At 65.3% G+C, this 22,727-nt stretch carries 18 protein-coding genes; 3 read left to right on the plus strand and 15 right to left on the minus strand.

Annotated elements, in window-relative coordinates; translation table 11 throughout:
• Positions 1-14: 14 nt before the first annotated feature.
• The 11 genes from GLA29479_RS09175 to GLA29479_RS09220 all read right to left on the minus strand — a co-directional run bounded on the left by GLA29479_RS09175 (position 15) and on the right by GLA29479_RS09220 (position 12,998).
• Positions 15-3,002: a glycosyltransferase gene (locus GLA29479_RS09175; protein WP_057971409.1), complete on the minus strand. Its 2,988-nt coding sequence runs from the start codon at positions 3,000-3,002 to the stop codon at positions 15-17.
• Entirely contained in the window at positions 3,002-4,408 is a 1,407-nt protein-coding gene (locus GLA29479_RS09180) for an FkbM family methyltransferase (protein WP_057971410.1), read from the minus strand. Before GLA29479_RS09180 ends, GLA29479_RS09175 begins: the two co-directional genes overlap by 1 nt.
• A 54-nt stretch (positions 4,409-4,462) precedes the next feature.
• Positions 4,463-5,695, minus strand: a complete 1,233-nt coding sequence (locus GLA29479_RS09185; protein ID WP_057971411.1) for an ABC transporter ATP-binding protein — start codon at positions 5,693-5,695, stop codon at positions 4,463-4,465.
• Positions 5,692-6,486 (minus strand): ABC transporter permease, encoded by a 795-nt coding sequence (locus GLA29479_RS09190; RefSeq protein WP_144436423.1) that lies wholly within the window; start codon positions 6,484-6,486, stop codon positions 5,692-5,694. Before GLA29479_RS09190 ends, GLA29479_RS09185 begins: the two co-directional genes overlap by 4 nt.
• Positions 6,483-7,889, minus strand: coding sequence for a glycosyltransferase family 4 protein (locus GLA29479_RS09195; RefSeq protein WP_144436424.1), 1,407 nt, complete (start codon positions 7,887-7,889; stop codon positions 6,483-6,485). The genes GLA29479_RS09190 and GLA29479_RS09195 overlap by 4 nt, the downstream gene beginning before the upstream one ends.
• Before the next feature lie 40 nt (positions 7,890-7,929).
• Positions 7,930-9,111, minus strand: a complete 1,182-nt coding sequence (locus tag GLA29479_RS09200; RefSeq protein ID WP_057971412.1) for a cystathionine gamma-synthase — start codon at positions 9,109-9,111, stop codon at positions 7,930-7,932.
• A gap of 349 nt (positions 9,112-9,460) precedes the next feature.
• Entirely contained in the window at positions 9,461-10,831 is a 1,371-nt protein-coding gene (locus tag GLA29479_RS09205; protein ID WP_057916858.1) for a pyridoxal-phosphate dependent enzyme, read from the minus strand.
• 387 nt (positions 10,832-11,218) lie between these two features.
• A complete protein-coding gene (locus GLA29479_RS09210) occupies positions 11,219-11,434 on the minus strand; it encodes an HP1242/YdcH family protein (protein ID WP_031371506.1) in 216 nt (71 codons plus the stop codon).
• A gap of 11 nt (positions 11,435-11,445) precedes the next feature.
• A complete protein-coding gene (locus GLA29479_RS25235) occupies positions 11,446-11,595 on the minus strand; it encodes a hypothetical protein (RefSeq protein WP_169795634.1) in 150 nt (49 codons plus the stop codon).
• Positions 11,596-11,994: 399 nt separating this feature from the next.
• Entirely contained in the window at positions 11,995-12,624 is a 630-nt protein-coding gene (locus tag GLA29479_RS09215) for a hypothetical protein (protein WP_057971413.1), read from the minus strand.
• Positions 12,621-12,998, minus strand: a complete 378-nt coding sequence (locus tag GLA29479_RS09220) for a DUF4398 domain-containing protein (protein ID WP_082638455.1) — start codon at positions 12,996-12,998, stop codon at positions 12,621-12,623. Before GLA29479_RS09220 ends, GLA29479_RS09215 begins: the two co-directional genes overlap by 4 nt.
• Positions 12,999-13,094: 96 nt before the next feature.
• Here GLA29479_RS09220 and GLA29479_RS09225 point away from each other — a divergent pair, with 96 nt between their 5' ends.
• Positions 13,095-14,213 (plus strand): PilT/PilU family type 4a pilus ATPase, encoded by a 1,119-nt coding sequence (locus GLA29479_RS09225; protein WP_031371504.1) that lies wholly within the window; start codon positions 13,095-13,097, stop codon positions 14,211-14,213.
• Between the two features lie 112 nt (positions 14,214-14,325).
• Here the strand turns inward: GLA29479_RS09225 and maiA are convergent, their stop codons facing one another.
• Together maiA and GLA29479_RS09235 are read right to left on the minus strand one after the other, a co-directional pair.
• A complete protein-coding gene (maiA, locus tag GLA29479_RS09230; protein ID WP_057916855.1) occupies positions 14,326-14,988 on the minus strand; it encodes a maleylacetoacetate isomerase in 663 nt (220 codons plus the stop codon).
• 97 nt (positions 14,989-15,085) lie between these two features.
• Positions 15,086-16,072: a fumarylacetoacetate hydrolase family protein gene (locus GLA29479_RS09235; protein ID WP_057916854.1), complete on the minus strand. Its 987-nt coding sequence runs from the start codon at positions 16,070-16,072 to the stop codon at positions 15,086-15,088.
• Between the two features lie 362 nt (positions 16,073-16,434).
• On the opposite strand from GLA29479_RS09235, the gene GLA29479_RS09240 reads away from it, so the two are divergent.
• Positions 16,435-18,405 (plus strand): M23 family metallopeptidase, encoded by a 1,971-nt coding sequence (locus tag GLA29479_RS09240; RefSeq protein WP_057971414.1) that lies wholly within the window; start codon positions 16,435-16,437, stop codon positions 18,403-18,405.
• Between the two features lie 197 nt (positions 18,406-18,602).
• On the opposite strand, the gene GLA29479_RS09245 is transcribed toward GLA29479_RS09240, so the two are convergent.
• A complete protein-coding gene (locus GLA29479_RS09245) occupies positions 18,603-21,389 on the minus strand; it encodes a serine/threonine-protein kinase (protein ID WP_057971415.1) in 2,787 nt (928 codons plus the stop codon).
• Positions 21,390-21,421: 32 nt separating this feature from the next.
• Positions 21,422-21,973: an ECF-type sigma factor gene (locus GLA29479_RS09250; RefSeq protein WP_057971416.1), complete on the minus strand. Its 552-nt coding sequence runs from the start codon at positions 21,971-21,973 to the stop codon at positions 21,422-21,424.
• Between the two features lie 222 nt (positions 21,974-22,195).
• Between GLA29479_RS09250 and GLA29479_RS09255 the strand changes: the two genes are divergently transcribed.
• Positions 22,196-22,684 (plus strand): GNAT family N-acetyltransferase, encoded by a 489-nt coding sequence (locus tag GLA29479_RS09255; RefSeq protein ID WP_057971417.1) that lies wholly within the window; start codon positions 22,196-22,198, stop codon positions 22,682-22,684.
• Positions 22,685-22,727 lie beyond the last annotated feature (43 nt).

Genomic DNA, 22,727 nt, shown 5'->3' on the forward strand with positions numbered 1-22,727 from the left:
CTCTCTCGTATGGCTTAAGTATTCTGTTCGACCAGCTTTTCGGCGGGACCTGCGCTGGCGACCTGTTGCGATAAGGAGTCTGAACTTTCATGGAGCCCGAACAGACCCCACGACCGAATATCGCGATGCTCGATGCAAACGCCGCGTTCCGCCAGATTCTTCATATGCACGTAGCGCGAAGACCCGGGCTCGGACGGAGCAACGAATACGATCAACCGATCGCCGATTCCGGCATCGATCAGTTCATCCTCCAACATATCCTTCGGCACGCCAAGAACATCCAGGGTAAAGGATCTTGCATAACAGTAGCCTTCGCGCTCCTCGCAAAGATAAACCGGTTCCACGCGAAAACCCGTCGGGGTCGTGGCGATCAGCTCGCGCAGTCGCGTCCAGTCCGGCTGACTTGCCCCCTGATCCAAATGGATCGAAACGTCGACCAACAGTTGGCGGGCCGATGGTCGCGGGGGTAGCGACCAGGCGATCGACTCACTGACCGCTAGGCAATCGGCCTCGCTGCCTTCGCGCAGGCAGTCCACGACACCCTCGATCAACCGCGGCCTGCTTAACTCGCGGGCTGCGTAGAACCACTCGATCGCCTGGAAATACTGCTCGGCGCAGGTCCGCGGCGCGTGCCGGGTGGCGATGATCTGCCGAGCATTTTCGCCCAACCGAGCTCGCAGGCCGGAATCGGCATACAACGATTCCAGCGCATCGATGAGCTGTTGGTCGGTGAACTCGTCAGGCATCATCAACACGGCCTCCGGGTCGAGGTCGGCCATCGAGCCATTGGCGTTGACGATCGTCGCGACCCCCCGGTTCATGCAATCCAGCACCGCTGCGGATGTTTCGCCACGCGACAAAGTTCGTAACTGCACCGCTATATCGGCAGCCGCCAGGTACCGGCGAAACAACTCCTGATCGGTCCAACCGGAAACGCGAATGCGATCGTCCTTCGCCGAGTCGCGAATCGATCGAATCATACGGGTGGCATACGGACCACCGTCGGTGTCGCCGACGAAGATCAAGCGGCACTTCGGATCGCTCGCCAACGAAGACTTGAGCCACGCGTCCAGCACGCGCTGGCTCTGTTTAGTCGAGGCGACATAACCGAAGCTGCAGACCAGAAAGTCGTTCTCGGCGAAGCCTAGTTCGCGCTTGGCGCGTGCGCGATCACTGCCCGCGTCACCCACCCGCAACAGAGGGATCAACGCCCAATCGTCCGCGGCGCTCTCTCCGTACCACTGGCGAGCGAGCACATTGGAGTAGTTGGAATGCACGATCACGCCCGTCGCGGACTGCAAGACCTCGTAATTACACGGGTACTTGTAGATCGTGTTCTCGTAGTTGCGCGGAGCAGCGGCATCGACCAACGCCTGATAGCCATGCGAGCGATACAGCTCCACTGACAACAGACCAGGCTTTCCGGAATGAGCCGCGCGATGGCTATACGCGCCACTGAGGAAGAAATCGTGCAGCACGATCGCACCCGGCACCACACGCAGCAAGTCGAACATATGCAGGTGAAAATGCGAGTTCCCGATCTGGTACAGCACGCGTTCGTAGCGCTGATGGTTACGAACGAACCAATCCACCGTACGGCGCGTGCAACTGGCCAAGACCGTGGAGTCGCTGATCTCGGGCAGATCGGTAACGACATCGATTTCGTAGAAGCGCGCGAGCTCGGGCAACAGCTCGGCACTGTAGTCGGCGATACCGCTGCGCTCCGGCGGCAAGGGAGAGACGAACGCGAGCTTGGGCCGGCGCGCTAATGGCGTTGACGCGTACTTTGGCGAACGCCGGCCATCGAACCGCTCCTCGAGCGCTTCGATGGCGCGCGCAGCGCTTTGCTGCCAAGAGAAATTCTTAGCCTGACCTGGGCCATATGCAGCCAGTTCAGCCTTGAAGACATCATCGGTCAGCACGTCTGTGATCTTGGCGGCGATCGCCTGATCAGAATGCGCCGCGAATAGTGCGTCTTGGCGTCCAACCACCTCGGGCAAGCTGGAACTGTCGGCAGCGATCACCGGCGCGCCGCAATGCATCGCCTCCAGGATGGGCAGGCCGAAACCCTCATGCCATGAGGGAAACACGAATAGTTCGCACAGGTTATATAGCAGCACCAAATCCTGATCCGATACGAAACCGGTCAGTACGAAATCTTCCGCCGACAGCCCATGGTCGCGTGCCAGCTTCTGCAACTCGCGCCGACTTTCCTCGCCGACCGAACACACGACGGCCAACTGGCGCGGCTTGCGCAACTCGTCCGGCAAACTGGCGTAGGCGCGGATCAGGCCTTCGATGTTCTTGCGGTAATCGATACCGCCGGTATACATCAGAAACGGGCGCTCGAGCCCGAGGCGGCTACGCAGATCCTGCTCGACCTGCGGCGCCACGTCGACCTTCTTGAACTGGTCGTCGGCCGCGGACGAGATGTTGACGACGTTCGCGGCAGGAATGCCCAGGTGCTGGACCGCTTCACGGCAAGCGGAACCCGAGATGCCCAGCAACAGGTGCGCACGGCGCAGGCTATCCAAACGGGCCATATACCACTGCTTCGCGTGCGGCGAGGTCAGATAACGATCCGGATACATAAACGGAATCAGATCGAATAATGTCAGCGCGGTGGGAACCTCGCAGCTGAACGTTCCTACGGTGATATCCGGGACATCGTTGACCCGCTCGAACAGACTGGACACATGCACGACGTCGGGTTTCATGCTGGCCAGAAATGCTTCGCGAGTAAGCTCATCGCATTTCTTGCGCACGGCATTCGTCTGGCCGCGGGACGGGAACCACACCCGGATGTTTTCCTGCGGCAGCAACTCCGAGAACTCTTCACGCAGCGACGCTACGTCGTCCCCAACCGCCCCATTGAGGGCGATGAAGAACTCATGACCGCCGCCATGGGCAATCATCGCCTTGGCCAAAGCGGCCGAATAACGGCCGATGCCGCGGAACCGGCTAGGCCCCTGAGCGCCCTGCAAATCGATAACGATACGCATCAGGAAACCACCTTGCCGAGCGCGTGCTCGATTTGCATCAACACCTGGGCGCCGCTTCGCGAAAGACGAACGGCCCGCTGCTGCTCGAATACCCCGCCAGCGGACCAACGGTCAACCGGCATCGGGGCTACCAGCCCCGAATTCACCGACAGTGCGCGCAGCCGACCTTTTATCCCCGGATAGCGCTCGAGCCTTTGGACCACGGCCTCGCGCCACTCCGGCCGACGCAACACCTGCCGCATTACGCATACCACGATAAATCGCGCGACACGCATAGACCAGCGCAACACTCGCTTTGGCAAGGAAAGGCAAAATCGGAACAGGCGCGCGCTATAACGCAGAGGCGCGGTGATACGCCATGAAACACTGGAGCGGATCAGAGTCAGATGCTGTTCGAGCGCCTTCGCAGCCGCCTGCCAATGCTCTTCGGACGCGACGTGTATATCGAAACGCCCTTTCAAGATGTCGTATTGCTCGCGCATCGAACGCAAGTTCGCATGCCCCTCCTCGACCTTGGACAAGAGTTCACGCTGGTGGATGGCGCTTTCATGCTCCATTTGCTCGTGCAAGGTCTTCAATTGCTCGCACGCCGTGCGCAGCTTGCCGCCCAGTTCCTCGCTCATGCCCCTCAGACGCTCGGCATGCTCGTTGGCATTCGCGGCGATTGCCTCGCATCGTGATTGATTTTCCTTGATCAGCGAAAAATACGACGACGACGAGGTGCCGCTAAAGGCGATCCCATCGAACACATTGGGACCGCCGCTGAATCTTTCGAGTCGCGCCCGTTCTTCGCTGGAGACGTAGTAACGATTGAGGCCATCGAAGTAGGCATAGACATACCCCTTCGCGAGCAACCCTGGTTCCCAGCCTTCGTGAGACTGAACCTGACTCATTGGCAGCGTGCTCTCGACCACGACGATCCACGGCCGCACAGGCGACGTGCGCCAGCCCGCCAGCACGTCGCCTTCAGCGCCTTCCACATCGACCTTGAGCCAGTGGACTGTACGCTCGCCGACTTGGCCGAGCAAATCATCCAGGGTGATTGCCGCGACGATAGTCGGCTCGACGGCGTAGCCCGAGTTCGCGTGCGATTCAGCGATATCGGCCTTTACGGTGCTGAGACCGGTATCGGGCATTTGAAAGAAGCTTGCGACGCCTCCTTCGGATGTGACCGCGGCATGGACCACGACTTCCTCCGGCCGAGCCTTGCGAAGCTCCTCGGCATAGGACGCCATGGCGTCGACATGCACCCCGCGCCAGCCTTGTTCGTAGAACAACCGGCTAACCGAATCGATGTCCGGACTTTGCGCGCCGATATCGATGTAGAAGCCATCTTTCACATCACTCAACGCCCGCCAAAGCAGGATGTCTTCGAAGTTCTGCGCGTAGGAAATCAATCTAGACATGGTTGCGATCACATTCTTAAAGCTGGCCGCTGGGCAATCGAAAAACGGCGCGAATCACGCCCGTGAAATATCGAACTTCGCATCGAGCCAACTAGTGCCGATGAATACCGGCAGATTGGCGTTGATCACGTCGAACACCAGCAGGTTGTCGACCCATTCGTAATTGTCGACCAGGTGGGTATCGGTGCTGACCAGCGCAGGCGAGACCGAATAGGAGCCCTGGCCGAGGGTGCAGGTGAACGTCAGGTCGAACCTCAGTTCATCGCCCGTCTTGAGATCGTGCTGCACCTGCTGTGTATGCCAAGTATTGGTACCCCACACCACGTGCCCCTGCCTATCGCGCAGCATGAAGCCCAGGACGAGGCGCGGCACTTCATCCTGAATGGAGGACTCCAAGCGCAACATGAGCCGCTGGCCGACGCGCGCGACTTTGACTTCTTCCAGGCTGATCGCGTCGAGCAATTGGAGTTTGGCGACCCTAGCTTGTCCAGTACCGCTGCGGGTCTGCAACCAGCCTTGCGAGTCGCGCTGTTGCTCGATCAAACCCGCGGAATTCTCTTTCTCCGCCATCATTGAGTTGTAGTAGTCGACGACCTCGTCCGGCAAACCGTCCTTCACCACCCGGCCCGCATCGATCAGGATGACCCGATCGCAAAGGGACTTGACGTCCCCCATGCTATGGGTCACCAGCATGATCGACACGCCGTCCTCGCGGAACTTGCGCATCCGATCGAAACTTTTGTGCTGGAAGTAGCTGTCGCCGACGGACAAGGCTTCATCGACGATCAGCAAGTCCGGCTTGAATGCGGTAGCCACGCTGAAGGCGACTCGCATCTGCATACCGCTGGAATAAGTCCGCACAGGCTGATCGAAGTAGTCGCCGACTTCGGCGAAAGCCTCGATATCCGGCATGGCCGCCTCGATCTCGGCCTGACCGTACCCCATCAGACCCGCGGAGTGATAAGCGTTCTGGCGCCCGGTAAAATCGGGATTGAAGCCCATGCCCAGTTCCAGAATCGCGGCGACCCGGCCGGTGCGCTCGACACTGCCCTCACTCGGGCGAGTGGTGCCCGTGATCAGCTTCAGGAGCGTGCTCTTGCCTGCCCCATTCTGGCCAACCACTCCGACAGCCTCCCCCGGGGAGATGGAGAACTCGACATCGCGCAGCACCCAATGCTCTTCACTCGGACGCACTGGAAGACCGAACCAAGAAGCCGCGCGCATCCATTCGCTGCGCCAACGGCGATAGGCCTTGCCCAAACCCTTGACATGCAGTTGACCGCTCATAGCGCGTCCACCATTTCCGGACTGGCTCGACGAAATACCATCAGTGCGACCAGCAACAGAGCCACTGCCGCCAGGAACAGCCAGCCCAACTCACGCCACATCGGCGGCGTACCGAATACGAGGACGTTCTGATAGCTCGCAAACAAGGGATACAGTGGATTCATCTTGAACCACTTCTGGTAGGCCTCGGGCAGGATGCTGACCGAGTAGACGATCGGCGTTAACCAGAACAGCGCTTGCATGACGACCGGAACCACCTGACCGATATCGCGCATGAATACGTTGAGCACGCCCAGGACCAGCCCTACTCCCATCGCCAGCATCAAGGTCAGGGCGATCAGTATCGGAAGCCATAGAGCCTGCATGTCCGGGAAATGACCCAATGCGGCGAACACACCGAAGATCGCCAGCAAAAGCAGCAAATTGGTGACGAGCATGGTGCCGGCGGTGATCAGCGGCAGACAGATGCGCGGGAAGGCCATCTTCTTCATTAGATTGCCGTTGTCGATGAATATACCGAGACAACGCATGATCGTCTCGAAGAACAAGGTCCAGCCCAGTGTTCCTGCCATCAGGTACAACGAATAAGCGTATTTGTTGTCGATGCCCGGCAACTTCGCCGCAAGGATCTTCGACAAGATCAAGGCGAAGATCAGCACCTGGGCCAACGGATGAATGATCATCCACAAGCCGCCGAGCTTGCTGCGGATGAAGCGCGCGCGCAGATCGTTCTTGATCGAAGAAAAGATGAAATAGCGGTATCTCAATACCGCCAGCAACATGTCTTTCATAGCCCTACCTTTGCTTGCGCGCCAGCCACGCCGTTCGCCGCGTCATCGGTTGCGACTCGAAGGAAAACGGGTGAACTGATCAGAAATTCAGCCAATGCAGTCGCTACGCGCACGGGCGAAAGCACTTCTCGGACGTCGACTGCGGCACGCGCGCCGAGAGCCTCGCGGAGTGCGGGTTCATCGGCCAGTTCGAGCATCGCCGAAGCAGCCTGGTCGACGTCCGCATCGGCCCAGCGCGCGCCGTCGCCATGCGGGTATTCGTCGGCTCCGACGGGAACCAGACGATAGTCGATCAGCCGGCTATTGTCGGCGCTCATGAAATCCAGATTGCCGGACCAGCCCGTTGCGACGACGGGCTTGCCCTGAAGCATGCATTCGGCCATGCCTAAGCCGAACCCTTCGGCGCGATGCAAAGACACATAAACATCGCAACAACGTTGCAACGCCCGCATGTGAGCGCGCTCGATGATCTCGTCGCGCACCAGGATGCGCGGGTCGGCCGAAGCCTCCGCGAGCAGCCGCTCGAGTTGTGCCGGATGCCGGTGACCATTACCTGCCTTGATAAGCAGGCATACGTCATCGCGTTCAGGGTCAAAAGCTCGGACGAATGCCTCGATGACCGCGAAGGGATTCTTGCGTTCCATCCAGGAGTTGAAATCGAAAGAACACAGAAACAGGATCTTGCTCGCTTCCAGGCCGAAGTCGCCACGCTCCAGTCCGCTATCGTCCACATCGACCAACGGCAGTGGCACGTGCACCACTGGCTTGTCGGTTATGCGGACGAGGGCGTCGCGTACGAAACGGGAGGACGCCAGCACCCCATCGACGCGTTCCAGGGTACGCAGCCATGACGCCGGCACCGTCTCCAGCTCCCAGAACCAGCAGGCGAACGTGCGGCGGCCAGCCGAGATATCCGGCGGCAGACTCGCCATTGCCGCTTCGTAGCGATCCGGATTAACGAACACGAGATTCACCCCGAAAGGAGCTTCGTGCCCAATATAGGCATCGAGGCTGCGATCGGAGCCGGACTGCGAGCTGTCGTCCTCGATGTCGATCAGTGCGACCGGATAACCCGCATCGATCAATGCGCGCGCATACATGCGTGCGCTTTCGCTCAGCCCCGATTGGCCGCGCAGGAAGCCGATCAGATTCACTCCCTGTGCACCTGACGTCGCCGCCATATGCCGAGCAGGCGCCGGCGATGCGGCCGCCGGCGAAGCCGCGGGCAATTCGGGAAAACTCAGCGTGCCGCGCGTGCGCGAAGCCAGCGCCGCCGAAGCGCGATGAGTCCAGGCCGCCGGCAAACGTCGATACAACGGGCGCAGCCAGCCCTGTCGCCGGATCCATGCCGAGATCCGCAACATGACCAAGCCACGCTCGCTGTCCTTGTTGCTCAGGTTCAACCCGCGCCTCCGGCGTCGTCGTCTCGTTCCGCCTCAAGCATCAACTGGCCAGCGCACGTTCGAGCTCGGCGCGCAGATCCGCCAGGTCCTCCACGCCCACGCTCAAGCGCACCAGGTTGTCGGTGATGCCCAGCGCGGCGCGGCGGTCCGGCGGAATCGAGGCGTGGGTCATCACGGCCGGGTGGTTGACCAGGCTTTCCACGCCGCCGAGCGATTCGGCGATGGTGAACAGTTCGCAGCGTTCCATCATCCGGCGCGCGCCGTCGAGGCCGCCCTTGACGTAAATGCTGACCATGCCGCCGAAGCCGTGCATCTGGCGCTTGGCCAGTTCGTGCTGCGGGTGCGACTTCAGGCCCGGGTAGATCACTTTCTCGACCGCCGGGTGGGTCTGCAGCCATTCCGCCAGCGCCTGGGCGTTTTCGCAGTGGGCCTTCATGCGCAGGTGCAGCGTCTTGAGGCCGCGCAGGGCGAGGAAGCTGTCGAACGGGCCCTGCACGGCGCCGACCGCGTTCTGCAGGAAGGTCATGCGCTCGGCGAGGTCGGCGTCGTCACCGACCACGGCGATGCCGCCGACGATGTCGGAGTGGCCGTTGAGGTACTTGGTGGCCGAGTGCATGACGATGTGCGCGCCGAGTTCGAGCGGGCGCTGCAGGATCGGCGAGGAGAAGGTGTTGTCGACCACCACCACCAGCCCGCGCTTGCGCGCGATCGCGGCGATGGCGGCGATGTCGACCAGCTTCAGCAGCGGGTTGGTCGGGGTCTCGATCCAGACCAGCTTGGTCTCCGGACGGATCGCGGCTTCGAACGCGGCGACGTCGCTGAGGTCGACCCAGCTGAAGTCCAGCCCAGCGGAGCGGCGGCGGACGCGCTCGAACAGGCGATAGGTACCGCCGTAGACGTCGTCCATCGCGATGACGTGGCTGCCGGCATCGAACAGTTCGAGGATGGTCGAGGTCGCGGCCAGGCCGGAAGCGAACGCGTAGCCGTGGCTGCCGCCTTCGAGACCGGCGATGCAGCGCTCATAGGCGAAGCGGGTCGGGTTGTGGCTGCGCGAGTACTCGAAGCCCTGGTGCTGGCCGGGGCTGCTCTGGGCATAGGTCGAGGTCGCATAGATCGGCGGCATCACCGCGCCCGTGCTCGGGTCGGGCGACTGACCGGCATGGATCGCGAGGGTACCGAGGCCGAGCTTGCGGGCCCCGTCTTCCGGCTGCTGTTGGCTCATTGAATGCTTCCGATTCCGCTCATTGGCGCAACCGGGAATTCTAACATTGCCGCCGCGATCGGCCGCCGCGACGCCGCCTCACTTCAGGCCGGATGCAGGCGGGGTATGCAGATGGACGGCCCGGTGCCGACCGCTGATGCGCAATGTGCCGGCGCAAGCTGAATACGCGGTTCACCGGCATCTGGCGCTACCAACCCACCCCAGGCAGGAGCGGCGCAAGCCGCGACCGGCCGATCCGAACCCTTGAGTGTGCTTTAGCCTCGTCCGGCAAAGGGCCGCGGCTTACGCCGCGCCCGCCAGAACCGACCGGGCGGCCTCCGCCCGGCGCGGGCGGAAGACCGGGCGGCGCTTACTGCACTCGGCGGCGCAGGAAGTTGAGCAGGTCGATGCGGGTGATCAGGCCCAGGAAGCGTTCGCCGTCGACGACGATGGCGACATGGCCGCGGTCGAACACCGGCAGCAGCGATTCGATCGGCTGGCCGACCGGAATCTTGTCGAGTTTGCTGACCATGGCGGTCGAGACCGGGTCGCGGAAGCGCGACTCGTCGCCGTACACATGCAGCAGCACGTCGCTTTCATCGACGATGCCGACGATGTGCTCGCCGTCCATGACCGGCAGCTGCGAGACGTCGTACAGCTTCATGCGCTGGTAGGCGGTGACCAGCAGGTCGCCCGGCCCCACCACCACCGTGTCGCGCTGCGAGTACGGGCGCAGGATCAGGTCGCGCAGGTCGCCGTGCTGTTCGCGCTGGATGAAGCCGTTATCGAGCATCCAATAGTCGTTGTACATCTTCGACAGGTACTTGTTGCCGGTGTCGCAGACGAACACCAGCACCTTCTTGGGCTCGGTCTGTTCCTGGCAGTACTTCAGCGCCGCCGCCAACAGGGTGCCGGTCGAGGAACCGCCGAGGATGCCCTCCTTCTCAAGCAGCGAACGCGCGGTCAGGAAGCTTTCCTTGTCGCTGATCGCATAGGCCTTCTTGACCCGGGTGAAGTCGGAGATCGGCGGCAGGAAGTCCTCGCCGATACCCTCGACCATCCAGCTGGCCGACTTGTCCGACAGGGTGCCGCGGTTGATGTATTCCTCGAGGATCGAACCGACCGGGTCGGCCAGGACCAGTTCGGTCTTGGGCGACAGCGTGGCGAAGGCCCGCGACAGGCCGGTCATGGTGCCGGAGCTGCCGCAGCCGAAGACGATGGCGTCGAGCTCGCCGCCCATCTGTTCGAGGATCTCCGGGCCGGTGCCGAACTCGTGCGCGGCCGGGTTGTCGGGGTTGCCGAACTGATTGATGAAGTAGGCGCCCGGGGTCTCGCTGGCGATGCGCTCGGCGAGGTCCTGATAGTAGTCCGGATGGCCCTTGGCCACGTCCGAACGGGTCAGCACGACCTGCGCGCCCATCGCCTTGAGGTTGAAGATCTTCTCGCGGCTCATCTTGTCGGGCACCACCAGCAGCAGCTTGTAGCCCTTCTGCTGGGCGACCAGGGCCAGGCCGATGCCGGTGTTGCCGGCGGTGCCTTCGACCAGGGTGTCGCCGGGCTTGATCTTGCCGGCCTTCTCGGCCGCTTCGATCATCGACAGGCCGATGCGGTCCTTGATCGAACCGCCGGGGTTCTGCGATTCGAGCTTGAGATACAGCTCGCAGACGCCGGTATCGAGGCGCTGGGCCTTGACGATCGGGGTCTGGCCGATGAGTTCGAGTACGGAGGAATGAATGGCCATGCGAATCCTGTGGGCCGCGACCATGCGGCGGACCCGGCCATTCTAGCGAGGCCTCGGCGGACTGCGTTGCGCTGCGGGCGCGTTCGGATCGGATCGCGGGCGCGGGTCGGCGACGGCCGCCACGTTTCGCGCGCAGGGATCACGCCTCGACCGTGCGAGACCGGATTCGGTTTTGGAAGACCCGGCCTTGGAAGATCCGGCTTCGGAAAATCCGGTTTCGAAGGATTCGGTAGCCGCGAGCGGTGGCGACCGACGAGGATGGCCGCCACCGCCCGCGCTAAGCCTGGAGCCGTCGACCGCAGGCGGGCCGGGGTCCATACGATCAACGCCGGGAAACTCCTTCCCGACGGGCGCCGCACCGGCGTCGTAGCGCCGATGCCGCCTGGATCAATGCTGTTGGTCGTACAACTGGATCAAGCGGTCCTTCGCAGCCAGCTTCTCGCGCTTCATCTGCCCCAGGGTGGTGTCGTCGATCGGCAATACGCCGAGCTCGGCGTCCATGACCTTTTTGTCGAGGTCCTTGTGGCGCTGGTAGAGCTGTTTGAATTCCGGATTGCTCTTGATGAGCGCGTCGATTTCAGGCTGCGGTTGTTCTTCGAACATGAAAGCCTCCTTCAGCACGAATGCAAACGCCCCGGCCGTTGGACCAGGGCGTTGCGGGGGACCGTGAGGATCATCAGGCGCGGTGCGGCGGCCGCTTCACGCAACCCGGCCGCATGCGGATGTGCGGCGGCGGGGTCCTGCGGAAAGGGCGTATCGGTCATCGGCCTGGCTCTTCGCCAAGCGGTCGAAGAACCGCTTGGGTATCTGACCCTACTCCTGTGCCTGGGATCCGGCAAGGGCGGTCTGCAACCGTTTTCAGCGCCGGGACAGCCGCAGCCGCGGGCGCCCAAAGCGGCATTAACTCTTTGTTTTATCGAATAGTTATAGCGAAACCCGAAAACATGAACAGCGGCGTCCCGGGCGCTTACAAAAATGCGCCCCGGGCCCTCGCCGCTCGTCGGAAGCGCAGCCGCCCGATACGGCAAGGCGCCGCCCGGACCCGACAGCGGGCGACTGCGGCGCGACGTCGAGGACACTGCTTCAAGCCGCCGCCCCGGTCTTGCACCGGGCCGAGCCCGCCCGGCTGGGGCCAGCCCGCGCCGGGCCTGAACCCTGCCGGCTTACTTCTTCTTCGGCTTGGGCTTGGGCGGCTTCGGCGGGGTCGAGGACTGACCGAGCAGCTCGGCCTCCTTGCGCGCCAGCTCGGCGTCGCGCTCGCGCGCGGCGCGCAGCTTGGAGGCCTGCTGGTTGGCGACGTTGTCGAGCAGGCCCTCGGCCTCCTGGCGCGCCAGGGCTTCCTGGTCGGCGGCCTGGCGCAGGCGCTCGGCCTCCTCGGCCTGGATCTGGGCCTGCACGCGCAGGCGCTCGGCTTCGGCACGGGCGCGGTCGGCGTCGCGGCGGCTGGCTTCGACCAGCAGCTCGCTGCGCTCGCGGTCGAGGCGGTCGACTTCGCGCTGGGCCAGCTGGGTGCGGGTCACGACCTCGGCGGTCTCGACCCGGCGGTCGGCGATGCGCAACGCCCACTGGCGGTCGCGGCTGCGAGCCTGGCGCACCGCATCGATCGCCTGACGCGCGCGCAGGCGTTCGAAGGCACCGAACGCAGCGGCGTTGGGATTGGCCTCGATCGCGGTCACCCGCTGGGCCAGCCGGGCGACCTCGGGGTCGTCGGCGGGCGCGGCGAAGGCCAGGCCACAGGCCGCGGACAGGGTCGCAATCGCGACCAGCCGGTTAACGCGAAGGCGCGCGCTCATCGGTCGCCTCCCTGCAGGCGATTGCGCAATTCTGTGACCTCGGTCCTGCGCTGGTTGAGTTCCGCCTGGGTCAGGGTCTCGCGGCTGTGAGCGTAGGCCAGGTCGGCCTCGGCGGCCGCGGCCAGCGCCAAACGCCGCGCATCCTCGTCCTTGCCCTGCGACAGCGCGGCCTGGGCCGCGCTGAGCGCGGTGCGCGCGGCATTGAGGTCCTGCGGCGCATATTGGTCGGCGTCGGCGTCGGCCGCGCGCATGACCGCCTGCTGCGCGGAGGACAGTTCCCCGGTCGGCGGAGGCGTGGAGGCGCAGCCGGCCAGCCCGGAAGCGAGAACTGCGGCCAGCAGCGGCAATCGAATTTGTGCGAAGCTTGCGGTCATTGGGGAGCGCCGTACGGAAGGGATGTCGCACGGACATTGTCGGAAGCCGGCAGCGTGCTTGCAACGGCGCGCGCCGTCAACAAGGGGTGTGAATGCATGGACATCGGCTATTTCCTGAAGCTGATGACGGAAAAAAACGCGTCGGATATGTTCCTGACGACTGGCGCGCCGGTGTACATCAAGGTCGAGGGTCGACTGTACCCGCTCGGCAATACCGGTCTGCCCCCGGGCATGGTCAAGAAGATCGCCTATTCGTTGATGGACGAGGGCCAGGTGCCGCTGTTCGAGCGTGACCTGGAGTTGAACATGGCGCTAGCCCTGCCCGACGCCGGCCGTTTCCGCATCAACGTCTTCAAGCAGCGCGGCGAAGTCGGCATGGTCATCCGCGCCATCCGCAGCATCATTCCGAGCATCGAAGAGCTGCAACTGCCGCAGGTGCTCAAGCAGATCATCATGGCGCCGCGCGGCCTGGTCCTGATCGTCGGTTCGACCGGCTCGGGCAAGTCGACCACGCTGGCCTCGATGATCGACCACCGCAACAGCAATACCGCCGGTCACATCCTCACCATCGAGGATCCGATCGAGTATCTGCACAAGCACAAGAAGTCGATCGTGAACCAGCGCGAGGTCGGCCTGGACACCCACGCCTTCCACAACGCGCTCAAGAACGCGATGCGCGAAGCGCCGGACGTGATCCTGATCGGCGAAATCCTCGACGCCACGACCATGGAGGCGGCGATCGCCTTCGCCGAAACCGGTCACCTGTGCCTGGCGACGCTGCACTCGAACAACGCCGACCAGACCCTGGAGCGCATCCTCAACTTCTTCCCCGAGGCCGCGCACAAGAACGTGTTGATGAACCTCGCCCTGAACCTCAAGGCGGTGGTCTCGCAACGCCTGGTGATCGGCCTCGACGGGCGCCGCCTGCCGGCCGCGGAAATCCTCATCAACACCCCGCACGTGCGCGATCTGATGCGCCGCGGCCAGGTGCACGAGATCAAGCAGGCGATGGAAGAGTCGCTCGAGGAAGGCATGGAGTCGTTCGACCAGTGCCTGTTCCGCCTCTACAAAGAGGGCCGGATCGAAATGGAGGAAGCGCTCAAGGCGGCCGACTCGCGCGACGGTCTGGCGCTGAAGTTCCGCCTGTCCGAAGGCGGCACCGGCGAGCACGATCCCTACGCGGACATGTACGACGCGACTGCCGCGCAGCACTGACGCGGACGCAGCACGCAAAGCGAAGCCGGCCGTCGCGAGACGGCCGGCTTTTTTATGGGTTGCGAAACGCCCCGACCGACCGACCGACCGACCGACCGGCCGGGCCGCGGCCTCAGGCCGGCGGGCAGTCCGGCTGGTTCTCCGGGCGCGCGGCGTCGAATTCCGGCAGGGCCAGGCAGGCGGCTTCGATCCGCAACAGGGTCGGGTAGGCTTCCAGCGGTACGCCGAAACGGCGCGCGTTGTAGAGCTGCGGTACCAGGCAGCAATCGGCCAGCCCGGGCAGGTCGCCGACACAGAAAACGCCGGTGGCCGGGTCCTCGGCGAGCATTGTTTCCAACGCGGTGAAGCCCTCGGAAATCCAGTGTTTGACCCAGCCGTCGCGCTCGGGCTGCGGCACGTTCCAGGTGCCGTCGAGGTACTTCAGCACGCGCAGATTATTGAGCGGATGGATTTCGCAGGCGATGGTCTGGGCGATCGCGCGTACCCGATGGCGCTCGCGCGCGGTCGTCGGCAGCAGGTTCGGACGCGGCCAGGTCTCGTCGAGGTATTCCAGGATCGCGATCGACTGGGTCAGGGTGCGCTGGCCGTGCTGCAACACCGGCACCAGCCCCTGCGGATTGAGTTCGCGATAGGCGGCGGCATGCTGTTCGCCGCCATCACGGACCAGGTGGACCGGCACGATCTCGTAGTCCAGGCCCTTGAGGTTCAGGCCGATGCGCACCCGATACGAAGCGCTGGAACGCCAGTACGAATACAACCGTAATTGTTCGCTCACCCGGATGCGCCTCGATTGCTTGCCCGATCGGCAGGACGCAAACCTTACCGGTTGCGCCGTGCCGTCGGACGACCTCTCGTCGTACGCGTCGCTGCCGTCAGGCGGAAGGACGTTCCATGCGCTGCTCGATCGCGCCGAAGATGCTGCGGCCTTCGGCGTCGAGCATCTCGATGCGCACGGTGTCGCCGAACTTCATGAAGGGCGTCGACGGCTTGCCGTGCTCCAGCGTCTCGACGGTGCGCTTCTCGGCGAAGCACGATGCGCCCAGGCTGGTGTCTTCGTTGGCCACGGTGCCGGAGCCGACGATGGTGCCGGCCGACAGCGGCCGGGTCTTGGCGGCGTGGGCCACCAGCTGGGCGAAATTGAACTGCATGTCGATGCCGGCTTCGGGCGCGCCGAACCATTCGCCGTTGATGTGGGTCAGCAGCGGGCGGTGGACCTTGCTGTCGATCCAGGCCGGGCCGAGTTCATCGGGGGTGACGAACACCGGGCTCAGCGCCGAGCGCGGCTTGGACTGCAGGAAGCCGAAGCCCTTGGCGAGCTCGTTGGGGATCAGGTTGCGCAGCGACACATCGTTGACCAGGCCGATCAACTGGATATGCGCGGCGGCCGCTTCGGGCGTCGCTGCCATCGGCACGTCGTCGGTGACGATCACGACCTCGGCTTCCAGGTCGATGCCGTAGTCCTCGCTGACCACCCGCACCGGGTCGCGCGGGCCGTAGAAACCGGCGCTGACCGCCTGGTACATCAGCGGGTCGACGTAAAAGCTTTCCGGCACCTCGGCGCCGCGGGCGCGGCGCACGCGCTCGACGTGCGGCAGGTAGGCGCTGCCGTCGACGAATTCGTAGGCGCGCGGCAAGGGCGCGGCCAGTGCGGCGAAATCGACCTCGAAGGAGTCCGCGGCGCGGCCCTCGTTGAGCGCATCGGACAAGGCGTTGAGGCGCGGCGCCGCGTTCGACCAATCCTCCAGCGCGCGCTGCAAGGTGTCGGCGATGCCGGTGGCGCGCACGGCGCGGGTCAGGTCGCGCGAGACGACGATCAGCGTGCCGTCGCGGCCGCCTTCCTTCAGGGATCCGAGTTTCATCCAGGCCTCGATGTCGATGCAGGGCGCCGCAGCGCGATGGTTTCAATTGTAACCACTCGCGCGCCGGTAATCACCGCCCGGCGCCGTCCGGGCCCATTCGGGCCGGCCGGATCGCCTGTCGCGAGGGGCGCGCCCCGGGGGTTCGCGGGCGCCGTTTCGAGCCCAGGCAGCCTACCCCGAAAAAAAGTTTCGCGGCCGTGATGGGTCCAGCCGCCCTTTGCCGGTTTGTTGAGTTAAGCGCGGCGTGGTCACGCCCGGGTTCGCCGGGGCAGGCCCAGCCAGGTCAACGATCCAAGGATCGGGTTGAGGGCACGTCCCTCTGCGACCGCGTGATTCCTCAATCATGCCTTCGGAGTTCCATCATGAAATCGCAATCCGCTCTCGTCCTGCGCGCCCTGCCCGCCGCCCTCGCCCTGTGGTTCGGGGCCAGCGCCGGCGTCCATGCCCAGGCCCTCACCATCGACGTGGTCAATCCGATCAAGGACGGCCGGGTCGTGTTCGAAGCGATCGGCCCGGCCCAGGTCGGCGGCGCCAAGCAAGGCCGCGTGTCCCTGCGCATGGGCATCCGCAACGACGATGCCGTGCCGCTGACGATCACTAAGGTCGAGATCCTCGACCAGCTCGCCTCCAACTTCCTTGCGCCGGTGCAGATCGCCCCGGGCACGACCTACGCCTTCCAGAACTGCAAGTGCAACTACTTCAATGCCGACCCGGATGCGCCCAAGGTGCCGTCCTCGTACCCGATCGTGATCACCGCGCCCTACCCCAGCACGGTCAAGATCGCGGTCTACGTGCAGGGCTACCGCAACCCGGTGATCAAGAACCTGTCGTTCGCGCCGGGCACCAACAACGACGGCCCGCTGCGCTACCCGGGCAAGGTCGCCGACCTGCGCGCCAACGAAGCCTGGCAGACCTCGAGCAACCACCCCGGCGACAGCCAGGCCTTCGGCCTCGACACCAGCGTGACCGGCTGGACCGGCAGCACCTGGGACGCCAAGCGTCCCGGCGCCGATCCGAACAAGGCCGAAGGCCAGCGCGCTTATGGCCTGCCGCTGTACGCGATGGCCGACGGCATCGTCTGCAGTGCGCTCAACGATTTGCCGGAATGGAAGAACTACCCGCGCGTCAGCAAGGAGATCGAACCCGAGCCGATCGCGCCGAGCACCGGCCAGTACTCGGCCGGCGGCAACTTCCTCAAGGTCAAGACCGGCGACGAGATCGCCCTGTACGCGCACATGCAGCCCGGCTCGATCCCGGCCGAACTGCTGGTGCCGGGCGCGATCGTCAAGCAAGGCCAGTACCTGGGCAAGGTCGGCTACTCGGGCAAGTCCAGCGGCCCGCACGTGCACGTCCACGTCACCCAGGAAAGCACCAGCACGCCCTGCGACGGCAACGACCTGCGTCCGCGGCCGATGACCTTCGCCCAGATCCAGAGCCTGACCTGGAGCGAAGCCAAGGCCATGGCCGGCGCCAACAGCACGGACCCGACCGACTGGACCCAGCTGAGCAACCACTCCGCGCCGCATCCCTACAGCCTGATCTACCCTTCGAGCACGGCCTATCCCTTCGATGCCGCCGAGACCGACGCCAAGACCTTCCTCGGCGTGTGGAAGGCCAGCAGCGAGATCGAAGTGCGGGTCAATCGTCCGAGCTGGACCGCGTTCACCCAGAAATGGTCGGAGATGTCGGCCGACGGCTTCCGCCTGGAGCAGGTCGAGAACTACCTCGAGAACGGCGACCGCCACTTCATCGGCGTGTACAAGCGCGGCAGCGGCGCCGGCGCGCTGTACAACTTCGACAACTGGGACGACTTCACCGCCAAGTGGAAGGAACTGTCCGACGACGGCCAGCGCCTGCTCGACCTCACCACCTACCTGAGCGGCGGCAAGCGCCACTACGTCGGCGTGTTCCGCGCCGGCAACGGCAACGCCGGCCTGTGGAGCCACACCGGCTTCAGCGCCTTCGCCAATCAGCGCGAGATCGCCAAGGGCCTGGGCCTGCGCCTGATCGACATGGAGAGCTTCGACATCGGCAACGGCCAGCGCCAGTTCGTCGGCGTGTACCGCGAAGGCACCGATAACCACGCCCTGTGGCGCTCCAACAGCTGGGCCGCGTTCACCGGCAAGTGGGACGAGCTCAGCGACAACGGCCTGCGCCTGATCGATGTCGACAGCTTCGTCGAAGACGGCGTGCGCAACTACGTCGGCGTGTTCCGCGCTGGTTCCGGCGGTTATGCGCTGGAAGCGGTCAAGAGCTACCAGACGCTGTACCAGTCGGCCGAGAAGTACGCGACCAAGGGCCTGCGCCTGGTCGACGTGCAAGCGGTCGAGTGATCGGCGCCGACCGCACCGGCAAGGCATCGCCGAGGTAGCGATCCTTGCCGTAGCGAACCGACACGCCGCCTTCGGGCGGCGTGTCTTTTGGCGAAGGATCGATGCCTCAGTGGTGTCTGGCCGATGCGCGCAGAGCGGGTCGCCGCTTGCGCTGTCTCTCCCCTGAGAATGGCGCAAGCAACGAACCGGCAGGCCGGCTAGCGCGCCGCTACTTGCACCCGCGGCGCGCCCTGCTTCACCGACTGCAGGCGCCGCAACAGCTCCGACTCGCTGTACATCTCGCGCCGCAACACCGCCTCGGCGAGTTGCACCTGCGCCGCCGCGCCGCGCGCGTCGCCGCGCGCGAGCAGGACCTCGGCATAGGGCACGCGCAGCCTCGCGGTCTTGACCTGCTGCGCGCCGTAGGCGAGGCGACTGTCTTCGATCGCCTTGGCCCAACCCCGCTCGGCTTCATCCCACTGCCCGCGGCGCTGCGCGAGCTCGGCCTGCAGGCTGGGAATACGCGCCAGCATGAAGGCGTTGTACTCGCCGCGGCCGAGGTCGATCGCCGCCAACTCGGCCTGCGCCTCGTCGAGGCGGTCGCGGCTCAACAGCCATTCGACCCGGGTCAGCGCCACCATCAACAGCCCGGCATGGTCCTCGCCATAGCGACGGCGCCAAACCGAGGCGCTACGCTCGACCAGCGACCGCGCCTCTTCGTTGCGGCCGCCACGCGCGAGCACCAGGCCAAGACCGTTCTCGGTGCGCAACACCCGGCGCTCGTCGGGCGCCAGGTGCTCGCGACGGATCGACAAGGCCTGGCGCAGGCGCCGTTCGGACTCGGCCAGGTCGCCGCGCTCCAGCGCCAAGGCCGCGTAGTTGTTGAGGATGCGGGCGTAATCGAGGCTGCGCTCGCCGGCGACCACGGCCATGATCTCCAGCGCGGCCCGATAGTGTTCGCCGGCCTGGCGGTAATCGCCGAGGTCCTGGGTGGCGTTGGCCAGGTCGACATGGATGTTGGCGACCATGTCGCTCTGCTCGCCGTACAGATCGCGCGCCAGGCTCAGGTTCTCGACCAGTTCGCGGCGGGTTTCCGCGACCCGCCCGAGGCCGAACAAGGTGCTCGCAAGACCGAACTGGTTGAGCTGGGTGGCGACCGGGTCGCTGCCGGTCTCGCGGTTGATCTCGAGCGCATCGCGATAGGTCTGCTCGGCGCGCTTGAGTTCGCCGCGGCGCCGATACAGCTGGGCAAGGCGGGCGAGCATCGCCGCGCGTTCGTCGGGCGACTGGCGCAGGCCGCGTTCGCTGCGCAGTTGCTGCGAACGCTCGAAACTGCGTTCGGCCTGCGCGTACTGACTGTCGGCGACGTGGGCCAGGCCGAGCGTGTCGTAGGCATCGGCGAGGCCGCGCGGGTCGCCGTCGCGCTCGCGCAGAGCCAGCGAGCGGCGCGCGGCCGCGACGGCCTGGGCGCCGTACTGGCGGTCGCTGAGCGAACGCGACAGATCGGCGAGCGCCTGTGCCGCCTGGTCGGGCCGGTCCACCGCCGGGTCGAGGAACTCGCGCGCGGCCTGGTCGAGCAAGGCCTCGGCGCGCTGCGGCTGGCCGAGATTGCGGTAGGCGCGACCGAGCACCGCGCGAAGACGCGCGCGGATCGCCGGAGTGTCGTCGAGCCCTTGCTCGATGCGGGCGGCGGAGGCGTCCAACACCTGCCGCGCACTCAAGTCCTGCCCGGCCTGCGCCCCGCGCATACGCGGATCGGCGGCGTCGAAAGCCGAGACCAGGAAATCGCTGACCTGACGCGCGACCGAGGCCTCGCGCTCGGCGCGCGCACGCTCGGCGGTGACCCGCCAGACGAAGCCACCGGCTAGCGCAAGCACCAGCGCCGCCGCCGCGGTCTCGCGCCAATGCCGACGCAGATAACGGCCGAAGCGGTAGCCCAGCGTCGGCGTGCGCGCCGACACCGGACGCCAGGCGAGATGGCGCCCTATGTCCTGGGACAAGGCTTCGACCGAGGAATAGCGCTGCTGCGGATCGAGTGCGCAGGCGCAAGCGGCGATCGCATCCAGGTCGCCGCGCAGGCGCTCGCGCCAGGCGCAGTCCGGCCCGGCCCACTCGCTCGGCAGCGGCACCGCGACGTCGCGATCGGCCAAGCCGCGTTCGAGCGAGCGGCAGGCCAGCAATTCGGTCAGCAACACGCCGAGCGCGAACACGTCGCTGACCACACTGACCCGCGCGCCGCCGAGCAATTCGGGGCTGGCATAGGCCGGGGTGCAGAAGCTGCCGTAGGAGGCGTTGTCGTCGCCGGCCTGGTGATCGAGCACCTGGGCGATGCCGAAATCGAGCAGGACCGGCTCGCCGTCGTCCTGCACCATCACGTTGCCTGGCTTGAGATCGCAATGCACGATCAGGCGCTGGTGCGCGCTCTGCACCGCTGCGCAGATGCGCTGGAACAACCGCAGGCGCTGCAGTAAGTCGGGCTGGCGTTGCTCGCAGTATTCGTCGAGATCGCGGCCGAGCACGTACTCCATGACCAGGTACGGCTGCCCGCTCGGCGTGGTGCCGCCGTCGTAGAGGCGGGCGATGTTGGGATGCTGCAGTTCGGCCAGCAGCTGCCGCTCCACCGCCAGGCGGCGGGCGAACTCGGCCTGGTTGAAGCCGCTGCCGCGCAGCAATTTGATCGCCACTTGTTGGCGGAACAGGCCGTCTGCGCGCTCGGCCACGAACACCGTGCCCATGCCGCCGCTCGCCACGCGTTCGATCAGGACCCAGGCGCCGAGGCGGTCGCCGGCCTGCAATTCGCTGTCGGGCAGGCCCGCGACCAGATCGCTCAACGGTTGCACGACGCGATCGAAGTGCTCGGTCTGCGCGCCGAGCAACTGCATGGCTTCGGCGATCAGCACCGGATCGTCGCTGATCGCGTGCAGCTCCTCGAACCAACGCTCGGCCGGCAGGTCGCACACCGCATCGAACAATCGGCGCAGGTCGTGCCAACGCTGGGTTTCCATGTCGCCTCCTGTCGCGTCGGATCGCCGCTCGCTCAGCCCAACTGCTGTCCCAGCCAGGCCCGGGCGAAACGCAGGTCGCGTTCGACGGTCGGCACCGAGACTTCCAGCACGCAGGCGATCTCACTCTGCTCCATGCCGCCGAAGTAGGCCATCTCGACCGCCCGCGCCGAACGCTGATCGCGCTCGGCCAGGCGTTCGAGCGCATCGTGCAGGGCCAGCACGTCGAAACCGACGGTCTGCCCGCCGTGCAGGTCGGCGTGCGACAAGGTCAGCATCACCGGCCGCGCGCCGCGCTTCGCCGCCGCTTGCGCACGCGCCTGATCGACCAACACGGCACGCATCTTCAGGGCCGCGAGCGCATAGAAGTGGGCGCGGTCCTGCCACTCGACCTCGCCGCCGATCAGGCGGATCAAGGCTTCGTTGACGAGCGAGGTGGGCTGCAGGGTGCGCTGACCGTTGCGCGCGCCCAGGCGCACCGCCGCCATGCCGCGCAAGGTGTCGTAGACCAGGGCGAACAAGCGGTCGCGCGAAGCGACGTCGCCGCCGCGCCAGTCATGCAGTAACCGAGTCAGATCCTCGCTCATGCGCGCTCCCCAACGCCGCTACGCGGCCCCTGCGCCGCGGATGGTAGCCGAGTAGCGCGAACTGCGGAGACCAAGCGGTCACAGCTGAGATCAGTCGCGACGGCCGGCACTGTCTGGCCGACGCTGCCGCGGGTCCGGGCAGGCGCCGCCCTGCATCGGCCAGGAATTGCAGCGGTGAGGGCACTACAGTGTCGTGCTGAACCCCGCACGCCTGGGAACGCCATGCCGACAACCCGCACCATCGAAGCCAACGACCGCGAACGCATCCGCGCCTTCCTCGAGCTGCGTTGGGGCGGCCCGACGATCATGCTCGACGGCCGCGCGATCGACGCCGCTGCCTTGCCGGGCTTCATCGGCGTGGATGCGGGCGGCGCCATCGCCGGCCTGGTCACCTTGCTCGACGACGCGGTCCAGTCGGAGATCGTCACCCTCGACGCGATGCGTGCCCAGGCCGGCCTGGGCACCCGTCTGCTCGAACTCGCGGCCGAACGCGCACGCGCACTCGGACTGAACCGGCTGCTGACCCGCACCACCAACGACAACCTCGATGCGCTGCGTTTCTACCAGCGCCGTGGCTTCCGCCTGCACCGGCTCGCCGCCGGCGCCATCGATCTGGAACGCGAGGCCGACCCGGCCATCCCCCTGCTGGGGCGGCACGGCATCCCGCTGCGCGATGAGATCAGCCTGATCAGGGGCTTGGGCGCGGACTGAAGACACGCATGGCGACGATGCTTCAACGGGGCGGCGCGAGTCG

The organism is Lysobacter antibioticus, assembly GCF_001442535.1.
GTDB lineage: Bacteria > Pseudomonadota > Gammaproteobacteria > Xanthomonadales > Xanthomonadaceae > Lysobacter > Lysobacter antibioticus.

Excerpts from the sequence above, each read along its gene's own strand:
- GLA29479_RS09250 (WP_057971416.1), bottom strand. The coding sequence starts at position 21,973 with ATGAGCGAGGATCTGACTCGGTTACTGCATGACTGGCGCGGCGGCGAC.
- GLA29479_RS09175 (WP_057971409.1), bottom strand. The coding sequence starts at position 3,002 with ATGCGTATCGTTATCGATTTGCAGGGCGCTCAGGGGCCTAGCCGGTTC.
- GLA29479_RS09200 (WP_057971412.1), bottom strand. The coding sequence starts at position 9,111 with ATGAGCCAACAGCAGCCGGAAGACGGGGCCCGCAAGCTCGGCCTCGGT.
- GLA29479_RS09240 (WP_057971414.1), top strand. The coding sequence starts at position 16,435 with ATGAAATCGCAATCCGCTCTCGTCCTGCGCGCCCTGCCCGCCGCCCTC.
- GLA29479_RS09180 (WP_057971410.1), bottom strand. The coding sequence starts at position 4,408 with ATGTCTAGATTGATTTCCTACGCGCAGAACTTCGAAGACATCCTGCTT.
- GLA29479_RS09225 (WP_031371504.1), top strand. The coding sequence starts at position 13,095 with ATGGACATCGGCTATTTCCTGAAGCTGATGACGGAAAAAAACGCGTCG.
- GLA29479_RS09245 (WP_057971415.1), bottom strand. The coding sequence starts at position 21,389 with ATGGAAACCCAGCGTTGGCACGACCTGCGCCGATTGTTCGATGCGGTG.
- GLA29479_RS09255 (WP_057971417.1), top strand. The coding sequence starts at position 22,196 with ATGCCGACAACCCGCACCATCGAAGCCAACGACCGCGAACGCATCCGC.
- GLA29479_RS09205 (WP_057916858.1), bottom strand. The coding sequence starts at position 10,831 with ATGGCCATTCATTCCTCCGTACTCGAACTCATCGGCCAGACCCCGATC.
- GLA29479_RS09220 (WP_082638455.1), bottom strand. The coding sequence starts at position 12,998 with ATGACCGCAAGCTTCGCACAAATTCGATTGCCGCTGCTGGCCGCAGTT.
- GLA29479_RS25235 (WP_169795634.1), bottom strand. The coding sequence starts at position 11,595 with ATGACCGATACGCCCTTTCCGCAGGACCCCGCCGCCGCACATCCGCAT.
- GLA29479_RS09210 (WP_031371506.1), bottom strand. The coding sequence starts at position 11,434 with ATGTTCGAAGAACAACCGCAGCCTGAAATCGACGCGCTCATCAAGAGC.
- GLA29479_RS09190 (WP_144436423.1), bottom strand. The coding sequence starts at position 6,486 with ATGAAAGACATGTTGCTGGCGGTATTGAGATACCGCTATTTCATCTTT.
- GLA29479_RS09235 (WP_057916854.1), bottom strand. The coding sequence starts at position 16,072 with ATGAAACTCGGATCCCTGAAGGAAGGCGGCCGCGACGGCACGCTGATC.
- GLA29479_RS09185 (WP_057971411.1), bottom strand. The coding sequence starts at position 5,695 with ATGAGCGGTCAACTGCATGTCAAGGGTTTGGGCAAGGCCTATCGCCGT.
- GLA29479_RS09215 (WP_057971413.1), bottom strand. The coding sequence starts at position 12,624 with ATGAGCGCGCGCCTTCGCGTTAACCGGCTGGTCGCGATTGCGACCCTG.